Raw genomic sequence first — 15,654 nt, 5'->3', positions numbered from 1 at the left:
CGGGCGAACTTCTCGGCCTTCTTTTTGTCGATCTTGCGCTCGGCCTCCTCAATGAGCGAGAGCACATCGCCCATGCCGAGGATGCGTCCGGCCATGCGGTCCGGATGGAAAGGCTCCAGTCCGTCCAGCTTTTCGCCCACACCGAGGAACTTGATGGGCTTGCCGGTGATCTCTCGGATCGACAGGGCCGCACCGCCACGGGCGTCACCGTCCGCCTTGGTGAGAATGACACCGGTCAGCGGCAGGGCCTCATGGAAGGCCCGGGCGGTGTTGGCCGCGTCCTGACCGGTCATGGCGTCCACCACGAACAGGGTTTCGGCCGGGTTGAGCACCTCGTGCAGACGCTGGATCTCCGCCATCAGCGCTTCGTCGATGTGCAGGCGACCGGCGGTGTCCACGATGAGCACATCGGCAAAGCTCTTGCGCGCCGCCTCCAGCGCCGCGCGGGCGATCTCCTCCGGCGCCTGATCGGGCGAGGACGGGAAGAACTCCACGCCCACCTGCTCGGCCAGCGTCTCCAGCTGGCGGATGGCGGCCGGGCGATAGACGTCCGCCGAGACCACCATCACCTTCTTCTTCTCGTTCTCCTTGAGCCACTTGGCCAGCTTGCCCACGGTGGTGGTCTTGCCCGCGCCCTGCAGGCCGGCCATGAGAATGACCGCCGGCGGCGTGGTCTTGAGGTTGAGCGGCTCCGCCTCGCCGCCCATGACCCGGGTCAGCTCGTCGCGGACGATCTTGATGAACGCCTGTCCCGGATTGAGGGCGCCGCTGACCTCCTGACCAATGGCGCGCTCGCGCACCCGGTCGATGAAATCCTTCACCACCGGCAGGGCGACGTCCGCCTCCAGCAGCGCACGGCGGACATCACGCAGCGCGTCCTTGATATTGCTTTCGGTCAGGCGCCCCTGGCCGGTCACCTGCTTGAAGGCGCGGTTGAGGCGATCTGTCAGACTGTCAAACATGCTCGGCTCCATAAACTGGCGAATTTGGGCTATTATAAGGCCATCATGAGCATCTACCCCGACACCGAATGATCTCCAGCGGTTTCCTCGGTGCGCTGGCCGCGCCCTTCTACCTGTACGCCTTCTTCGTGATCTTCATGCGGCTGCGATTCGACCTGCCGGCCGACTTCAAGCGCGTGCAGGTGTGCTGGAGCAGCGGCGTGGCCACGCTGCTGCACGGCGCCAGCCTGTGGCTGGGCATCCATCACGACGGGGCCGCCTGGTTCAGCCTCGGCATCGGCCTGTCGCTCATCGGCTGGGCCGCCAGCGCCGCCCTGCTGCTGATCGCCATCGCCCGCCCCGTGGAGGCGCTGGGGCTGTTCGTCTGGCCCTTCGCCCTGCTGGGCCTTGTGGCCCAGAACAGCATGGGTCTGCCCCACGCCCTGCCCCCCCAGTATGGCGTGCACGTGCTGCTTGCGGTGATGGCCTACAGCCTGCTGGGGCTGGCGGCGGCGCAGGCGGTGCTCTACAGCGTGCAGGAGCGCAACTTCAAGCGCCAGCGCCTGACCCGCCTGTTTCGCACCCTGCCGCCGCTGGCCATGATGGAAAACACCCTCTACGGCCTGCTGGTCATCGGGTTTGTCGTGCTGACGCTGGCGCTGATCACCGGCGCCCTGTTCGTGGACGACCTGTTCGGCCAGCATCTGGTGCACAAGACCTTCTTCTCCATGCTGGCCTGGCTGGTCTACGCCGGGCTGCTGTGGGGCCACTGGCGCCGGGGCTGGCGCGGGCAGAAGGCGGTGCGCGCCACGCTCATCGCCTTCGGCCTGCTGGTGCTCGGCTATGTGGGCTCCCAGTTCGTGCTTGAAATTCTGCTCAACCGTCCCTAATCACCCGATTTCCGTTCCAAGGAGCTTTCATAACTGATGAACGATCTTCCCCTGTCGGTTCTGTTCGGCATTCTCGCCGCGCTGTTGCTGATGTCCGCCATCTTCTCTAGTTCGGAGACCGGCATGATGGCGCTCAACCGCTACCGCCTCAAGGCACTGGCCCAGCAGGGTCACCGCCCGGCTCAGCGCGCCCTGCGTCTGCTGGCCCAGCCGGACCGTCTGCTGGGCGTCATCCTGTTGGGCAACAACTTCGTCAACATCCTCGCCTCCTCCATCGCAACGGTGATCGCCATGCGCATCGCCGGCGAGCCGGGCATCGCCATCGGCGCCGGCATCCTCACCCTGGTGGTGCTCATCTTCTCCGAGGTGGCGCCCAAGACGCTGGCGGCCATGTATCCGGAAAAGATCGCCTTTCCGGCCACCTATTTCCTCGATCCGCTGCTCAAGCTGCTCTCGCCGCTGGTGCTGCTGGTCAACTTCGTGGCCAACAACTTCCTGCGCCTGCTGGGGGTGGAGCTGCGCCAGCAGGAGGAGCACCTGACCCCGCAGGAACTGGAAGCCATCATCGAGAACATGCCCCAGCTGCCCAAGCAATACCGGGACATGCTCAAGAGCATCCTGCGCATGGAGCAGGTGACGGTCGAAGATGTGCTGATCCCCAAATCGGAGATCTACGCCATCGACGTCAACCTGCCGCTGGAAGAGATCCTGCGCCGCATCGCCCACGCCCCCTACACCCGTATTCCCCTCTACCGCGGCTCGCTGGATGAGGAAATCCTCGGCATTCTCAACATCCGCAAGGCACTGCCCCTGCTGCTGGAAAAATCTGCCGACGAGCTGGCGCTGCGTGATCTGATCAAGCTGGCACGCCCCGCCTACTTCGTGCCCAACACCACGCCGCTGACCAAGCAGCTGGGCCAGTTCCGCCAGCGCCGCCGCCGCATGGCGCTGGTGGTGGACGAGTACGGCGATCTGATCGGCCTGCTCACCATGGAAGACCTGCTGGAGGAGATCGTGGGCGAACTGTCCATGGACAAGCAGCACCACCAGCGCGAGGACATCGTGCAGGAAGACAACGGCTGTCTGCTGGCCGAGGGCAGCGTGTTCATCCGCGACCTGAACAAGGAGTTCGACTTCACCCTGCCCACCGACGGGCCCAAGACCCTCAACGGTCTGGTGCAGGAGGTGCTGGAAGCCCTGCCCAACCCGGGCACCAGCCTCCGGCTGGAGGATTATGTCATCGAAGTGGTAGATGTGAGCGACAACGCCGTGGAGAAGCTGCGCATCTGCCCGCTGCAACAGGAGCGCACCCATGACTGACACCCGCTTCTCTCCCCTTGAGAGCGACGCCGACTGGCAGCTGCTGCAGGATGAGTTCCGCCGCCTGGCCCGGCAGGAGCTGCTGCCCCGCTTCCGGCACGTGGGCGCCACCGTCAAGGCGGACGGCAGCCTGCTGACGGAGGCGGACGAGGCCATGCAGCAGGCCACGCAGCGCTTTCTCACCTCCACCTGGCCCCGGTTCCGCTTCCTTGGCGAGGAGAGCAGCCCCGAGGAGCAGCAGGCGGCCCTCAACGGCCCCGACGGCTGCTGGATTCTCGATCCGCTGGACGGCACCACCAACTTCGCCCACGGCTGCCCGCTGTTTGCCAGCTCGCTGGCCCTGAGCGTGGCGGGCGAGATCCGGCTGGGGCTGGTCTATGACCCGGTGCGGGACGAGCTGTTCGCCGCCCGCAAGGGCCGCGGTGCCACCCTCAATGACGCTCCGCTGAAACTGGAAAACAGCCTGAACGACGCAAAAAGGGCGCTGGCGCTGATCGACTTCAAGCGTCTGCCCAAACCCCTGGCGGCCCGACTGGCCACGGAGGCGCCCTACGCCTCCCAGCGCAATATCGGCGCGGTGGTGCTGGACTGGTGCTGGCTGGCCGCCGGACGGGCCGAGCTCTACCTGCATGGTGGTCAGGGCCTGTGGGACTACGCCGCCGGACAGTTGATCCTGCATGAGGCGGGCGGTGCCAGCTGCACGCTGGAAGGCGAACCCGTGGCCAACGGCACGCTCACCAAACGCTCCGCCGTGGCCGCCGCCAGTCCGGCACTGCTTGAAGACTGGATGCGCGTGCTCACCGACGCCTGAGACAGCTGTCTCAGGCGAGATTGTGCCACTGGCTCACACCCACCCGATGCCAGCGGGCCTCCCCGCGCCCTTCACGCCGCGGCACCGCCTCCCACCACCAGTGTTCATCTTCAGGCGGCGGGGTCACGCCCCACCAGGGGTCCACCGGTTCCACGGGACGGCCCGGAGCGCGGGTTTCGATCAGCCGGTCGGCGATCAGGCATACCGACGCGTCCGGAAAGGCGTGCAACCAGTCCAGATGCGCCTGCATCAGCGCCCGGCCATAGCTGTCGATGGCCTGCTCGTCCACCTTGCGCCGGAGCAGCCACTGGGCCGGCAGCAGCGGCAGCTGCGTGGCCAGATTGAGCGACACCACGAAGTCATAGCCGCCGTCCAGCCCCCAGCGGGGCTGCGGCACCCCCAGCTCGCCGGCCATCAGGGCGGTCAGCGCCTCGGTGACGTCATGTTCGACCAGACGGACATTGGCGTGCCGCCGCACCCGCCAGCGTGCCGGCCACAGCCACACCAGATCCACCAGATCCACCCGTTCGAACCGGGCGCTCAGCGCCGTCAGCGGCACATCCCGCAGAGTGCCGGCGCCCAGAACGAGCGCCCGACGCCCCGTCTCGGGCAGCGCCGCCTCAATGACTTCACGGCAGCGGGCATAGTGAGGGTCCCACTGGTTGCGACAGCGACCATAGCGGGCGGACAGGGCAATGGCCTCATACAGATAGCCCATGCGGCGCGCCGCAGGATGGCGCGTGGGCGTCAGCGCATACTGGAACAGTTCGGGCAGCATGGCTACAGGTCGAGCGCCTGCATCTTGCGGGTGAGCGTGTTGCGCCCCCAGCCCAGCAGCCGGGCCGCCTGCTGCTTGTGATGGCGTGCCGCCCGCAGCGCCACCTCGATCAGCACCCGGTCCAGCTTCTCCTGTGCCTTGTCGTGAATGTTCCTCTCGCCGGCCGCCAGCGCCTGATCCGCCCATTTGGCCAGGGCATCGGTCCAGTCGCAGTCGCCACGCACCTCGCTGGCCACCGTCTCATTGCGCAGCTCCAGCGGCAGGTCGTCGAAGTTGACCACCCGCCCGGGCGCCATGATGGTCAGCCAGGTGCACAGGCTGGCCAGCTGGCGCACGTTGCCCGGCCAGTGCAGGCGGGTCAGGTAGCGCTCCACCTCCGGGTCGAGGGTCTTGGGCTCCATGCCCAGCTCCTGCGCCGCCTGATCCAGATAGTGGCGCAGCAGCAGCGGAATGTCCTCGCGCCGCTCCCGCAGAGGCGGCACCTGAATGCGGATCACATTGAGGCGGTAGAGCAGATCTTCACGGAACTTGCCTTCGCGCACCAGCCGGTTCATGTCCTGATGGGTGGCGGCCAGCACGCGCACGTTCACCTTGATGGGGTCCCGCCCGCCCACGCGGTAGAAGGTGCCGTCGTTGAGCACCCGCAGCAGGCGGGTCTGCAGATCCACCGGCATGTCGCCGATCTCATCCAGAAACAGCGTGCCGCCGTCGGCCTGTTCGAAGCGGCCGATGCGCCGTTCCACCGCGCCGGTGAAGGCGCCCTTCTCGTGGCCGAACAGCTCCGATTCCAGCAGTTCCCGCGGGATGGCGGCGGTGTTGAGCGCCACGAAGGGGTGCTGGGCGCGGGCGCTCAGAGCGTGCAGCGCCCGGGCCACCAGCTCCTTGCCGGTGCCCGTCTCGCCGTTGATGAGCACGGTGACATCCGTTTTGGCCACCCGCCCGATGATGCGGAACACCTCCTGCATGGTGGGCGCCTGGCCGATGATGCGCACCTCATCGCCCACCGTGGCGGCCTGCGGCTTGCGTCCCCGGGGACGCCGCCCGCCGGACAGGCGCTTGCGCACCGCCCGTTGCACCAGGGAGACCACCTCGTCCACCTCAAACGGCTTGGGCACATATTCGAACACATCCTTCTGGTAGACATCCACCGCCATGTCCAGATCGGCATGGGCGGTCATGACGATGACCGGAATGTGCGGGTCCGCCTCGTGAATGGCCTCCACGAAGGTCATGCCGTCCATATGCGGCATGCGCACATCGGTCAGCACCACCGTGGGCGGCGCCTTTTTCAGTTCCTGCACGGGAATCTCCGGGTTCTCGAACAGGCGGATGTCGTAGCCGGTCTCTTCCAGTGCGGTCTCCAGCACCCAGCGGATGGAGGCGTCATCATCCACCACCCAGACGACGGGACGGGTGTCACTCATCCTTTGCCTTCTCCCTGCTCATGATCTTGTCACGCTCCAGCGGCAGATAGACGCTGAAGACCGTCTGACCCGGCTCGCTCTCGGCCACGATCAGTCCGCCGTGCTGGCGCAGAATGGCCTGCGAGATGGGCAGGCCCAGACCGGAGCCGTCCGGCTTGCTGGTCACCATGGGATAGAAGATGGAATCAAACAGCTCGGGCGGGATGCCCTCCCCCTCGTCGATGACCTGCACCACCACCACCAGCGGCAGCATGCGGCTGCCCAGCGTGAAGCGGTGCGCCACCCGGGTGCGCAGGGTCACCAGACCGCCATGCCTTTCCATCGCCTGGAAGGCGTTGCGGATCAGGTTCATGAACACCTGCACCATCTGGTCGAAGTCGATGTCCAGCTCGGGGATGCTGGGGTCGTAGTCCAGCTTGACGGCCACATTGTCCGGCTTTTCCGGTCGCAGGGCATCCAGCACATGGGCCAGCACGGCGTGGATGTTGTGAGGAGCGAGATTGAGTCCCCCCTTGGGCCCCAGCATGCGGTCCACCAAATTCTGCAGCCGCTTGACCTCGCGGGCGACCACATCCACCAGCTGCTCGCCCTTGGGATCATTCTGCAGCCGCTTGCGCAGCAGCTGGCTGGCGCCGTAGATGCCGGCCAGCGGGTTCTTCACCTCATGGGCAAGCGTGCGCACCAGCTGGTTGCCGGCTTCATACTGATGCCAGCGCTCCTCTTCCTCCATGATGCGGGTGTGCCGCTCGATCTCGATCAGCTCCACCAGCCAACCGTTTCGTCCCTGCAACTCATAGGGGGAGAGGGTCATGCTCACCTTGAGACGGCTGCCGTCCTCCCGTTCGATGATCTGCTCATAGAGCGTGACCACCTTGAGGGCGAGGTCATCCCAGTTCACCTCCGTTCTGGGAAAGAACCACTCGAACGGCCGCCCGCGCGCCTTGCTCAGTCCCTGAAAGAGCATGGCCGAGGCGGCAAGGTTCATGTACTGGAGCCGACGGTCCGCGTCGAACCACAGCACGCCGGTGTGCATGCCATCCAGCAGCTCCTGCGCAATCTGTCCATCCACTCCTGTTGCACCTTATTGAGTCACTTTGCACATTATAGATGCAATTCAAGACCCCACCGTGGCAGAAAGGAGGGTTTCAGCGCTGTTCTGTAGCGGCAGGTGATGCGGTGTCAAAGGCACCCGGCGGCGCCTCACGGGGAAAGGCAAAGACGAAGAGGATGAGAAACAGGGCCATGAACACCTGCCGGGTCAGACCGGTGAACTTCAGCCCCGGGTGACTGACGATGGCGAAGGCGGCTGCGGACATCGCCGCAGACCAGCCCCCCAGCAGGGCGGCCAGAATCGCCGCCAGGGTGCCGGCGGCCATGGCGTAGTAGTGCCAGGTGAAGGGCGTGCGTGCTCGGGCCATTTTCGGCGCTCCAGACGAAAAACCCCGGCATGCGCCGGGGTTCGGAATATGGTGGGTCGTGAAGGATTCGAACCTTCGACCAACTGGTTAAAAGCCAGCTGCTCTACCAACTGAGCTAACGACCCGCTGGAATGAGGCGGTATTATACGAATCGATTCCGATTGCGCAACCCCTTTTGTCGCCCTCCACGGACCAGAGGGCCTCGCTGTCAGAAACGGTAGGGAGTCGGGTCCGGCACGCCGGCCTGCTCGAAGCCCATGCGCCGCAGGCGACAACTGTCGCACACACCGCAGGCGCGCCCTTCCTCATCGGCCTGATAGCATGAGATCGTCAGCCCATAGTCCACCCCCAGACGGCTGCCGGTGCGGATGATCTCCGCCTTGGTCAGATCAATCAGCGGGGTGTGGATGGTAAACGGCTGCCCTTCCACCCCGGCCTTGGTGCCCAGATTGGCCGCCTGCTCGAAAGCGCGGATAAATTCCGGCCGGCAGTCCGGATAGCCGGAATAGTCCACCGCATTGACGCCGATGAAGATGTCCCGCGCTCCGACCACTTCCGCCAGCCCCACGGCCAGCGACAGGAAGGTCATGTTGCGGGCGGGCACATAGGTGACGGGAATATCCTCACCCACCCCGTCAGTGGGCACGTCGATGGCGTGGTCCGTCAGCGCCGAGCCACCGATCTGCCCCAGATCGATGCGGATCACCCGATGGGAAACCGCCCCCAGCGCCTTTGAAATGCGTTCGGCGGCACGCAGCTCGGCCCGATGGCGCTGGCCGTAGTCGAAACTGAGGGTATGGCAGGCGAAGCCCTGATCCCGGGCGATGGCCAGCACGGTGGCCGAATCCAGCCCGCCCGAAAGCAGCACCACGGCCGGACGGCTCATTGGCCCCCCTTCAGCTTCGCCAGCCGCTTTTTTGCCCGCGTCTTCAAAGATTCGGGCAGCGTCTTGTCCGCCAGCAGCCGCTCAAGCAGGGCGATGGCCTCCTTCTTCCTGCCAAGTTTGGCCAGCGCATCCGACCCGCGCAGCAGGCTGTCGCCATACTTGTTGCTGTGGGGATAGTGGTCGATGACCCGCTTGAAGCGCGGCCACGCCTTGTCGAAGGCCAGCTGCACCATATAGGCCTCGCCGGCCCAGTAGGCGGCATTGGGCGCCAGCTCTGACCTGGGATGTTTTTTATGAAAGGCATCCAGCTTCGCGGCCGCCTGCCTGTAGGCGGACTTTTTCAGCAGGGTCATGCCTTCGTCGTACAGTTTGAGTTCCTCGGCGGTGGGTCGATGCAGCTTTCCGGCCTCGGCCCTGGCCTTCTGCCGGCCGCTGGCACTTCCCTTGCCCCCCAGCTCATCGGCACGCAGCGCGCCGCTCTTGCCACCATCCGCCGGTTTTTCCTCGCTGGCCGGCGTTTCAGTCTCCGATGGCCGAGCCTGCGCCTTGAGCTGCGCCTCCAGCTGAGCGATGCGGGTCTCCAGCCCCTCGATGCGCTGGCGGTGCTGGCGGTCCTGCTGTTTCAGGCGGTATTGCAGCCGGTCCAGCCGGTCCTGCAATTGCTGGATCTCTTTCTGCTGCTCGGCCAGACGGTCACTCAGCTGCAGCAGCACCGGATTTTCCAGCATGCGCTCAAGCCGACCGACCCGTTTCTCCAGCGCGGTGGTGTCCCCGATCACCTCCACTTTCGCCGCCGCCTGCGTGCCAGCCGAGACGGCCAGCAGCGCACCGGCCAGCAGCCATGCCTGCCCATGCTTCACGGTCATTTTATGAACACCAGTTCAACGCGACGGTTCTTGCTCCAGGCGGCCTCGTCGTGGCCCTGCACCGCCGGACGCTCCTCACCGTAGCTGATCACCTCGATGCGCTCGGTCGGCACACCGTAGAGTTCCAGCACCTGCCTGACAGCCTTGGCGCGACGTTCACCCAGCGCCAGGTTGTAGTCCGGCGTACCGCGTTCGTCAGTATGCCCTTCCAGCCGTACCTTGACGTCAGGCTGGGCCAGCAGCTTGTCGGCGTAGTATTTGAGCACCTGGCGGCCTTCCTCACTGACCACATCGGAGTCGGTGTCGAAATAGACCACGGGGGGATAGGCCAGCACCGCGTTCTGCTGTGTCTCGCCCGCCTGCGCCTCGTCTGGACGCAGCCCCTCGATCCCTTCTGCGCCGCCCTCTTCCTGCTGATCGATGGGAATGACCTCCACACCTCCCCGATTGCCGCTTGTCACCGGCAGACCACCATGCTCACCAGCCTGCTTCTCTGCCTCAGTGACCGGTTCCACCGGCACGGCGCCGCTCTGGTCGGGCTTGGTCTGCTGCCCGGCGCAGCCGGCCAGCAGCAGGGTGACGGTTCCTGCTAGCATGATGCGTTTCATGTTCTGTCTCCTCATTTGCGATACGGCCCCCAATCCGGTTCCTTCACCTCACCATCCGGCACCTTGAGATACTGGGAGATGCCTCCCTCCACCGGCACCACCGCCAGCTCGCCCCGACCGTTGCGGTTCATCGCATAGAGAATCATCTCGCTGTTGGGGGCAAAGCTGGGCGACTCATCCAGAAAGGTATCGGTCAGGATGCGGAAGTCACCGGTCTTCAAATCCTGCAGGGCAATATGGTAGCCCTGTCCGGGCGAGGCATCCACCATGGCCAGCCAGCGACCGTCCGGTGACACGGCCGGGCTGGCGTTGTAGCTGCCCTCGTAAGTGACCCGTTCCACCTCGCCGGTGGACAGATTCAGACGGAAGATCTGCGGCTGGCCACGCCGATCCGAGGTGAAGTAGATCGTCTTGCCGTCCGGTGCCCAGCTGGCCTCGGTCTCGATGGCCCAGTGCCGCGTCAACCGGCGCAGCTTGCGGGTCTTGAGATCCAGCAGATAGAGATCCGCGCTGCCGGCCCTGGAGAGGGTCAGTGCCAGCTTGCGTCCGTCCGGCGACCAGGCCGGGGCACTGTTGATACCCTTGAAGGCGGCTACCTTTTCCCGCCGGCCGGTGTAGAGGTCCTGAATGTAAACCTCGGAGCGGCCGTTCTCGAAGGAGACATAGGCCAGTTTGCGTCCATCCGGTGACCAGTCCGGCGAGGTGATCGGCTCCCAGGAGCGCAGCACCGCCCGCTCGTTGTGACCGTCAGAGTCGGCCACATTGAGGGTATAGCGCTTGCGTCCACCCACGGTCTGCACCAGCACATAGGCGATGCGGGTGTCGAAAGCGCCGCGGATGCCGGTCAGCGCTTCATACATCTGGTCGGCCAGCTGATGACCCACCCGACGCAGCTGACGGCTGGAGACATTCGCCCACTTGCGGGTGAACATGACCTCGCGGCGCAGCAGGTCCACCAGTGTGGCGGTCACCGTCCAGCTGCCGTCCGGATTGTGATCCACCCGCCCCATCAGCAGCACATCGGAGCCGGTGTCACGCCAGTCCTCGTAGTGAATGTCGCCCACCTCCAACGGCAACTCCGGCAGGTCGTCCGTCGGCAGTGGCCGGAAACGACCGCTGCGGCGCAGGTCGAACCCCACCACTTCGGAGACCTTCTCCGGTGCCTGGGCCTCACCCTCGAAAGGGATGATGGCCACCGGCGTGGCGCTCTCCTGCGCATCACTGATCTCCACGGTCAGCTCGGCGCGGGCGGACAATGTCAACAACATCAGCCAAAGCAGGACAAACAGTCTCATCACGCTACCTCAGGGCTTGAAAACGAATCGTATGGTCGGCTCGAACAGTTCCTTTTCCGGGGGCGGTGGCAGGGTGCCGGTGCGCCACACCGCCCGTTCGGCGGCGATGCGGAAGGGTTTGTCCGCCGCCTTGTTGCAGTTGAGGACCTTGACGGAGACGATCTTGCCGTCAGGCTTCTGGGTGATCTCCAGATCGCACTGGGCATCCGGACTGATGCGCGCCGGTGTGCGCCAGTTCTCCTTCACCCTGGCGGCGATCTGGCTGATGTAGAGCTCGCGCAGCTTCGCCAGCCGCTGTCGGCGCTCCGCTTCCTGCCGCTGGCGTTCCTCGGCCAGCAGCTGCTCACGCAGCCGTGCGGCTTCTTCCTCCTGTTCCTTTTTGAGGCGCGCCTGACGGGCCGCCTCTTCCAGCCGCTTCTTCTCCTCCGCCTTGCGACGCAGCTCTTCTTCCAGTCGGCGCTTCTTCTCCGCCGCCAGCTGCTGCTGCCGCTTCAGCTCACGCGCCTTGCGTTCGGCTTCCGCCTTCTTGCGCGCTGCCTCTTCGGCGGCCTTCTTCAGCGCCTCGGCCTTTTTCTTCTCCGCCAGCAGACGCTGACGCTCGGCCTCCGCCTTGCGGCGAGCCTCTTCGGCCTTCCTGCGTTCCAGCTCGCGCTGACGCTTCAAAGCGGCCAGACGGCGACGCTCGGCCTCCGCCTGTCTTTTCAGTTCTTCGGCACGGCGGCGCTTGGCCGCCTCCTGTCGGCGAATCTTCTCCAGCTGCTGTTGCACCAGCTTCTGATCTACCGCAAAGGTCTTCATGGGCGGCAGCGCCTGACGGGACGGAACGCTCCGGCCCGGTTCGGAAGGCGCTGCCACGGCATGGGGTCTGGCCGGCTGACTCCAGTTCCACCACAGCAGGATGAACAGCAGGCCATGAACGGCCAGCGCCGCCAGCGTCGCCAGCGGATGACGCAGCACGAAGCGGATCATCGGCCCACCTCCTCGGGCTGGGTCAGCAGCGCCACCTGATCCACACCATTGGCCTTGAGCAGCACGAACAGCTTGACCACCTTGCCATAGGGCGCCTGCCGGTCACCCTGCAGGTAGATGGGTTGCTTCAGCTGACTGCGGGCCACGGCTTCGGCCACCAGCCGCGCCAGCTCCTGCGGCGCCACCACATGATCGGGATCGGCGCTGGTGCGGTAGAAACCGTCTTTGGTGACGGTGATGACGAAAGGCTCCCTGCCCTGCATGGCGCCCTTTTTCTCCACCTTGGGCGTAGCGGGCAGATCGACCCAGACCGCCTGCTGCACGATGGGCGCGGTGACCATGAAGATGATCAGCAGCACCAGCGTCACGTCCACATAGGGCACCACGTTGATCTCCGCCATCAGGCGGGAGCGCTTGCCATGCATGGAGAGGCGGCGGCGCATGGATCACATCTCCGGTGCGTTGGACAGCTTGTTGGCCTGACGGTGCAGACGCACCAGCACCCGTTCGGCCAGTTCCTCCAGTTCGTCGGCCAGACCGTTGGCCCGCGCGGTGAGGCGGTTGTAGGCGATCACCGCCGGAATGGCGGCGAACAGGCCCATGGCGGTGGCGATGAGCGCCTCGGCGATACCGGGTGCCACGGCGGACAGGGTGGCCTGCTGCACCTGCGCCAGCCCGGCAAAGGCGTTCATCACGCCCCAGACGGTGCCGAACAGGCCGATGTAGGGAGCGGAGGAGCCGATGGTGGCCAGCGTGGGCAGCAGACCATTGACCTTGCGGTGCGCCTCGTTGAGTGCCGCCAGCATGGCCCGCTCCGAACCTTCCAGCAGGGCGCCACGGTCACGCACGCCCAGCTTGTTCAGCTCGAGAAACTCGCCCACACCCGCCTTGAGCACCTGCGCCGCCAGCGAATCGCCATAGGGCCGTGCGGCAAGGTCGTAGTAGAGCTGCAGCCCGGCGCCCTGCTCGAAATCATGACGCAGATCCGCAAGATGCCGGCGCATGCGTCCCAGCTCGGCCCGCTTGGCAAAGCCGACGGCCCACACCGCCACCGACATGAACAGCAGGATCACCATGACCGCCTGCACCACGATGGAGGCATTGAAAATCAGTTCAAGCAGCTGTTTTCCGTCCATAAGACCCGTTTTTCCGTCGTTTTTCCGGCGCGGTTTGTCCCGCACCCTGCAAAATTGGGGGAGACCCCGTTCAAATCAGTCCCGCGACAGCCCCAGATGGCCATAGGCCAGATCCGTGGCCATGCGTCCACGCGGCGAGCGTACCAGAAAGCCCTGCTGCACCAGATAGGGCTCGATCACCTCCTCGATGGTCCCCTTCTCTTCGCCCAGAGCGCTGGCCAGGCTGTCGATGCCCACCGGCCCGCCGTCGAACTTGTTGATCACCAGTTCCAGCAGCCGCCGGTCCATCTTGTCGAGACCGAGCGGATCCACCTCCAGAAGATTCAGCGCTGCATCCGCCACCTCGCGGGTGATGGTGCCGTCACCGCGTACCTGCGCGTAGTCCCTCACCCGTTTGAGCAGCCGGTTGGCGATCCGCGGCGTGCCACGCGCCCGGCGGGCGATCTCCGCCGCCCCGTCGGGTTCGATGCGCACGCCAAGTATATGCGCAGAACGCGTAATGATTTGTGACAATTCTTCAACAGTATAGAACTCAAGCCGCTGCACGATGCCGAAACGGTCCATCAGTGGCATGGTGAGCAGGCCGGCACGGGTGGTGGCGCCCACCAGCGTGAAGGGGGGAATGTCGATCTGCACGCTCTGGGCGGCAGGCCCCTCGCCGATGATGATGTCGATCTGGAAATCCTCCATGGCGGGGTAGAGGATCTCCTCCACCGCGGGCGAGAGGCGGTGGATCTCGTCGATGAAGAGCACGTCAAACGGCTCCAGCCGGGTCAGCAGGGCGGCCAGATCGCCCGGACGCTCCAGCGCCGGGCCGGAGGTCTGGCGCAGCTGCGAGCCCATTTCGTGGGCGATGATGTTGGCCAGCGTGGTCTTGCCCAGCCCGGGCGGCCCGTAGAGCAGCACATGGTCCAGCGCCTCCTGCCGCTGGCGCGCCGCCTCGATGAACATGGACAGCTGCGCCCGGGCCGCCTGCTGCCCCACATATTCGTCCAGATTCTGCGGACGGATGCGGGGCGGCAGGAAGATGTCGTCCTCCACCTCCTGATTGCCGACGATGCGGTCCGCTTCGATCATCGTGTCTGCGCCTGTTTCAGTGCCCGTCTGATCAGCTCGGCGGTCTCAAGCCCCTCCTCGGCCACCGCATCCAGCAGTCGGCCGGCCTCCGCCGGCGTGTAGCCCAGGTTCTCCAGCGCCTGTCGCGCCAGTGAGACGGCATCGTCCGGCAACGCCAGCGTGGCCGGGGCCGTCCCCGCCGCCACGCCGCCGCCCGCCGCCGGAGCGAGACTGTCGAAGCGGTGCTTCAGCTCCACCAGCAGTTTTTCGGCCGTCTTTTTGCCCACGCCCGGAATGCGGGTGAGCGCCTTGAGATCCTCCTGACGGATGATCTGCATCAGCTCGTCCACCTGCCAGGTGGAGAGAATGGCCAGCCCCATCTTGGCGCCGATGCCGCTGATGCGCAGCAGGGTGCGGAAGACGTTGCGCTCCTCCAGACTGCGGAAACCGTAGAGCTGCATCTGGTCCTCACGCACGGTCAGATGGGTGTAGAGCCGCACGGTCTCATCATCATGAAAGTGCAGCGTGGAGGGCGCGAGCACCTCGTAGGCCACGCCGTTGACATCCAGCAGCAGCTCCGGCGGCTGCCAGCTGAGGGGTCTGCCCGTCAATGCGCCGATCAAAACCGTCTCCTTGCGCCACCAAGGCGCGTGACATCCACCTTGAGCGAGGCGAAGCGCGCATGGCACAGGGCGCAGGCCAGCGCGTCGGCCGCATCCTCCTGCGGTGTCTCGCTCAGACGCAGCAGCTGCTGCACCATGAACTGAATCTGTCCCTTGGCGGCGTGCCCCTTGCCCACGACCACTCCCTTGATCTGGGTGGGGGTGTACTCGAAGATGGGCACCTCCGCCAGCGCCGCGGCGCACAGAATGACGCCGCGCGCCTGCCCCAGCTTGATCGCCGCGACCGGATCCTTGTGCACGAACACCTTTTCGATGGCCAGCGCGTCGGGCCGGTACTGGGCGATCAGCTCGTTCATGCTGTTGAAGATGCGCCTGAGCCGCTCCGGCGGCGTGTACTTCTCCACCCGGATCACGCCGCTGAAGACATAGCGGCTGCGCGGGCCGGCAATGTCCACAATGCCCACGCCGGTCTTGCGTGAGCCGGGATCGATGCCCAGTATGCGCTGCGCCTTCAGGCGATCTTCTCCATCACGTCGTCGGGAATGTCCACGTTGGAGTAGACCCGCTGCACATCGTCCAGGTCCTCCAGCGCGTCGATCAGCGCCATCACTTTCTGCGCCTGCTCCGGATCGG

Annotated in this window: 19 protein-coding genes and 1 tRNA gene; 3 read left to right on the top strand and 17 right to left on the bottom strand. The window is 65.4% G+C overall.

Translation table 11 applies throughout. The annotated features are described in order from the left end of the window. Window positions 1-962 (bottom strand): signal recognition particle protein (gene ffh, locus F8K16_RS03940; protein WP_294947204.1); only part of this gene is annotated, 962 nt, incomplete at its 3' end. 68 nt (window positions 963-1,030) lie between these two features. On the opposite strand from ffh, the gene F8K16_RS03935 reads away from it, so the two are divergent. The 3 genes from F8K16_RS03935 to F8K16_RS03925 are packed head-to-tail and all read left to right on the top strand — an operon-like array spanning window position 1,031 to window position 3,962. Continuing rightward, window positions 1,031-1,831: an inner membrane protein YpjD gene (locus F8K16_RS03935; RefSeq protein WP_294947201.1), complete on the top strand. Its 801-nt coding sequence runs from the start codon at window positions 1,031-1,033 to the stop codon at window positions 1,829-1,831. 36 nt (window positions 1,832-1,867) lie between these two features. After that, a complete protein-coding gene (locus F8K16_RS03930) occupies window positions 1,868-3,151 on the top strand; it encodes an HlyC/CorC family transporter (RefSeq protein ID WP_294947198.1) in 1,284 nt (427 codons plus the stop codon). After that, complete coding sequence (locus F8K16_RS03925; protein ID WP_294947195.1) at window positions 3,144-3,962, top strand: inositol monophosphatase; 819 nt, start codon at window positions 3,144-3,146, stop codon at window positions 3,960-3,962. Before F8K16_RS03930 ends, F8K16_RS03925 begins: the two co-directional genes overlap by 8 nt. A gap of 10 nt (window positions 3,963-3,972) precedes the next feature. On the opposite strand, the gene F8K16_RS03920 is transcribed toward F8K16_RS03925, so the two are convergent. The 16 genes from F8K16_RS03920 to F8K16_RS03845 form a co-directional block, all read right to left on the bottom strand. Continuing rightward, entirely contained in the window at window positions 3,973-4,740 is a 768-nt protein-coding gene (locus F8K16_RS03920; RefSeq protein ID WP_294947192.1) for a hypothetical protein, read from the bottom strand. Window positions 4,741-4,742: 2 nt separating this feature from the next. Next, window positions 4,743-6,164 (bottom strand): nitrogen regulation protein NR(I), encoded by a 1,422-nt coding sequence (ntrC, locus tag F8K16_RS03915; protein WP_294947189.1) that lies wholly within the window; start codon window positions 6,162-6,164, stop codon window positions 4,743-4,745. Next, window positions 6,157-7,233, bottom strand: coding sequence for a nitrogen regulation protein NR(II) (glnL, locus tag F8K16_RS03910; protein ID WP_294947187.1), 1,077 nt, complete (start codon window positions 7,231-7,233; stop codon window positions 6,157-6,159). Before glnL ends, ntrC begins: the two co-directional genes overlap by 8 nt. Window positions 7,234-7,309: 76 nt before the next feature. After that, entirely contained in the window at window positions 7,310-7,582 is a 273-nt protein-coding gene (locus tag F8K16_RS03905; RefSeq protein ID WP_294947185.1) for a hypothetical protein, read from the bottom strand. 49 nt (window positions 7,583-7,631) lie between these two features. Then, window positions 7,632-7,707, bottom strand: a tRNA-Lys gene (locus tag F8K16_RS03900). A gap of 83 nt (window positions 7,708-7,790) precedes the next feature. Continuing rightward, a complete protein-coding gene (gene queC, locus F8K16_RS03895) occupies window positions 7,791-8,468 on the bottom strand; it encodes a 7-cyano-7-deazaguanine synthase QueC (RefSeq protein WP_294947184.1) in 678 nt (225 codons plus the stop codon). Further along, window positions 8,465-9,334 (bottom strand): outer membrane protein assembly factor BamD, encoded by an 870-nt coding sequence (gene bamD / locus F8K16_RS03890; RefSeq protein WP_294947183.1) that lies wholly within the window; start codon window positions 9,332-9,334, stop codon window positions 8,465-8,467. Before bamD ends, queC begins: the two co-directional genes overlap by 4 nt. Then, on the bottom strand, window positions 9,331-9,942 hold the full coding sequence (pal, locus tag F8K16_RS03885; RefSeq protein ID WP_294947182.1) for a peptidoglycan-associated lipoprotein Pal: 612 nt from the start codon (window positions 9,940-9,942) through the stop codon (window positions 9,331-9,333). Before pal ends, bamD begins: the two co-directional genes overlap by 4 nt. Window positions 9,943-9,953: 11 nt before the next feature. After that, on the bottom strand, window positions 9,954-11,237 hold the full coding sequence (tolB, locus tag F8K16_RS03880; protein WP_294947181.1) for a Tol-Pal system beta propeller repeat protein TolB: 1,284 nt from the start codon (window positions 11,235-11,237) through the stop codon (window positions 9,954-9,956). Window positions 11,238-11,246: 9 nt separating this feature from the next. After that, a complete protein-coding gene (gene tolA / locus F8K16_RS03875) occupies window positions 11,247-12,206 on the bottom strand; it encodes a cell envelope integrity protein TolA (RefSeq protein WP_294947179.1) in 960 nt (319 codons plus the stop codon). Continuing rightward, window positions 12,203-12,649 (bottom strand): ExbD/TolR family protein, encoded by a 447-nt coding sequence (locus F8K16_RS03870; protein ID WP_294947176.1) that lies wholly within the window; start codon window positions 12,647-12,649, stop codon window positions 12,203-12,205. Before F8K16_RS03870 ends, tolA begins: the two co-directional genes overlap by 4 nt. Before the next feature lie 3 nt (window positions 12,650-12,652). Further along, window positions 12,653-13,342 (bottom strand): MotA/TolQ/ExbB proton channel family protein, encoded by a 690-nt coding sequence (locus F8K16_RS03865; protein WP_294947174.1) that lies wholly within the window; start codon window positions 13,340-13,342, stop codon window positions 12,653-12,655. Window positions 13,343-13,417: 75 nt separating this feature from the next. Next, window positions 13,418-14,419, bottom strand: coding sequence for a Holliday junction branch migration DNA helicase RuvB (gene ruvB / locus F8K16_RS03860; RefSeq protein ID WP_294947172.1), 1,002 nt, complete (start codon window positions 14,417-14,419; stop codon window positions 13,418-13,420). Next, entirely contained in the window at window positions 14,416-15,021 is a 606-nt protein-coding gene (gene ruvA, locus F8K16_RS03855; RefSeq protein ID WP_294947170.1) for a Holliday junction branch migration protein RuvA, read from the bottom strand. Before ruvA ends, ruvB begins: the two co-directional genes overlap by 4 nt. Continuing rightward, on the bottom strand, window positions 15,018-15,512 hold the full coding sequence (gene ruvC, locus F8K16_RS03850) for a crossover junction endodeoxyribonuclease RuvC (protein ID WP_367122704.1): 495 nt from the start codon (window positions 15,510-15,512) through the stop codon (window positions 15,018-15,020). Before ruvC ends, ruvA begins: the two co-directional genes overlap by 4 nt. 20 nt (window positions 15,513-15,532) lie before the next feature. Beyond that, window positions 15,533-15,654, bottom strand: a 122-nt coding sequence (locus F8K16_RS03845; RefSeq protein WP_367122703.1) for a YebC/PmpR family DNA-binding transcriptional regulator, incomplete at its 5' end; no start/stop codon positions are given.

Source organism: Sulfurivirga sp. (genome assembly GCF_015490265.1).
GTDB lineage: Bacteria > Pseudomonadota > Gammaproteobacteria > Thiomicrospirales > Thiomicrospiraceae > Sulfurivirga.
Note: the sequence above shows the minus strand (reverse complement) of the source record. Positions and strands in the feature narration are given on the sequence as shown.

Coding starts and splice junctions, on each gene's coding strand:
- bamD (WP_294947183.1), bottom strand. CDS start 9,334: ATGACCGTGAAGCATGGGCAGGCATGGCTGCTGGCCGGTGCGCTGCTG.
- tolB (WP_294947181.1), bottom strand. CDS start 11,237: ATGAGACTGTTTGTCCTGCTTTGGCTGATGTTGTTGACATTGTCCGCC.
- F8K16_RS03870 (WP_294947176.1), bottom strand. CDS start 12,649: ATGCGCCGCCGCCTCTCCATGCATGGCAAGCGCTCCCGCCTGATGGCG.
- pal (WP_294947182.1), bottom strand. CDS start 9,942: ATGAAACGCATCATGCTAGCAGGAACCGTCACCCTGCTGCTGGCCGGC.
- F8K16_RS03925 (WP_294947195.1), top strand. CDS start 3,144: ATGACTGACACCCGCTTCTCTCCCCTTGAGAGCGACGCCGACTGGCAG.
- F8K16_RS03930 (WP_294947198.1), top strand. CDS start 1,868: ATGAACGATCTTCCCCTGTCGGTTCTGTTCGGCATTCTCGCCGCGCTG.
- ntrC (WP_294947189.1), bottom strand. CDS start 6,164: ATGAGTGACACCCGTCCCGTCGTCTGGGTGGTGGATGATGACGCCTCC.
- F8K16_RS03905 (WP_294947185.1), bottom strand. CDS start 7,582: ATGGCCCGAGCACGCACGCCCTTCACCTGGCACTACTACGCCATGGCC.
- tolA (WP_294947179.1), bottom strand. CDS start 12,206: ATGATCCGCTTCGTGCTGCGTCATCCGCTGGCGACGCTGGCGGCGCTG.
- F8K16_RS03935 (WP_294947201.1), top strand. CDS start 1,031: ATGATCTCCAGCGGTTTCCTCGGTGCGCTGGCCGCGCCCTTCTACCTG.
- F8K16_RS03865 (WP_294947174.1), bottom strand. CDS start 13,342: ATGGACGGAAAACAGCTGCTTGAACTGATTTTCAATGCCTCCATCGTG.
- queC (WP_294947184.1), bottom strand. CDS start 8,468: ATGAGCCGTCCGGCCGTGGTGCTGCTTTCGGGCGGGCTGGATTCGGCC.
- F8K16_RS03920 (WP_294947192.1), bottom strand. CDS start 4,740: ATGCTGCCCGAACTGTTCCAGTATGCGCTGACGCCCACGCGCCATCCT.
- ruvB (WP_294947172.1), bottom strand. CDS start 14,419: ATGATCGAAGCGGACCGCATCGTCGGCAATCAGGAGGTGGAGGACGAC.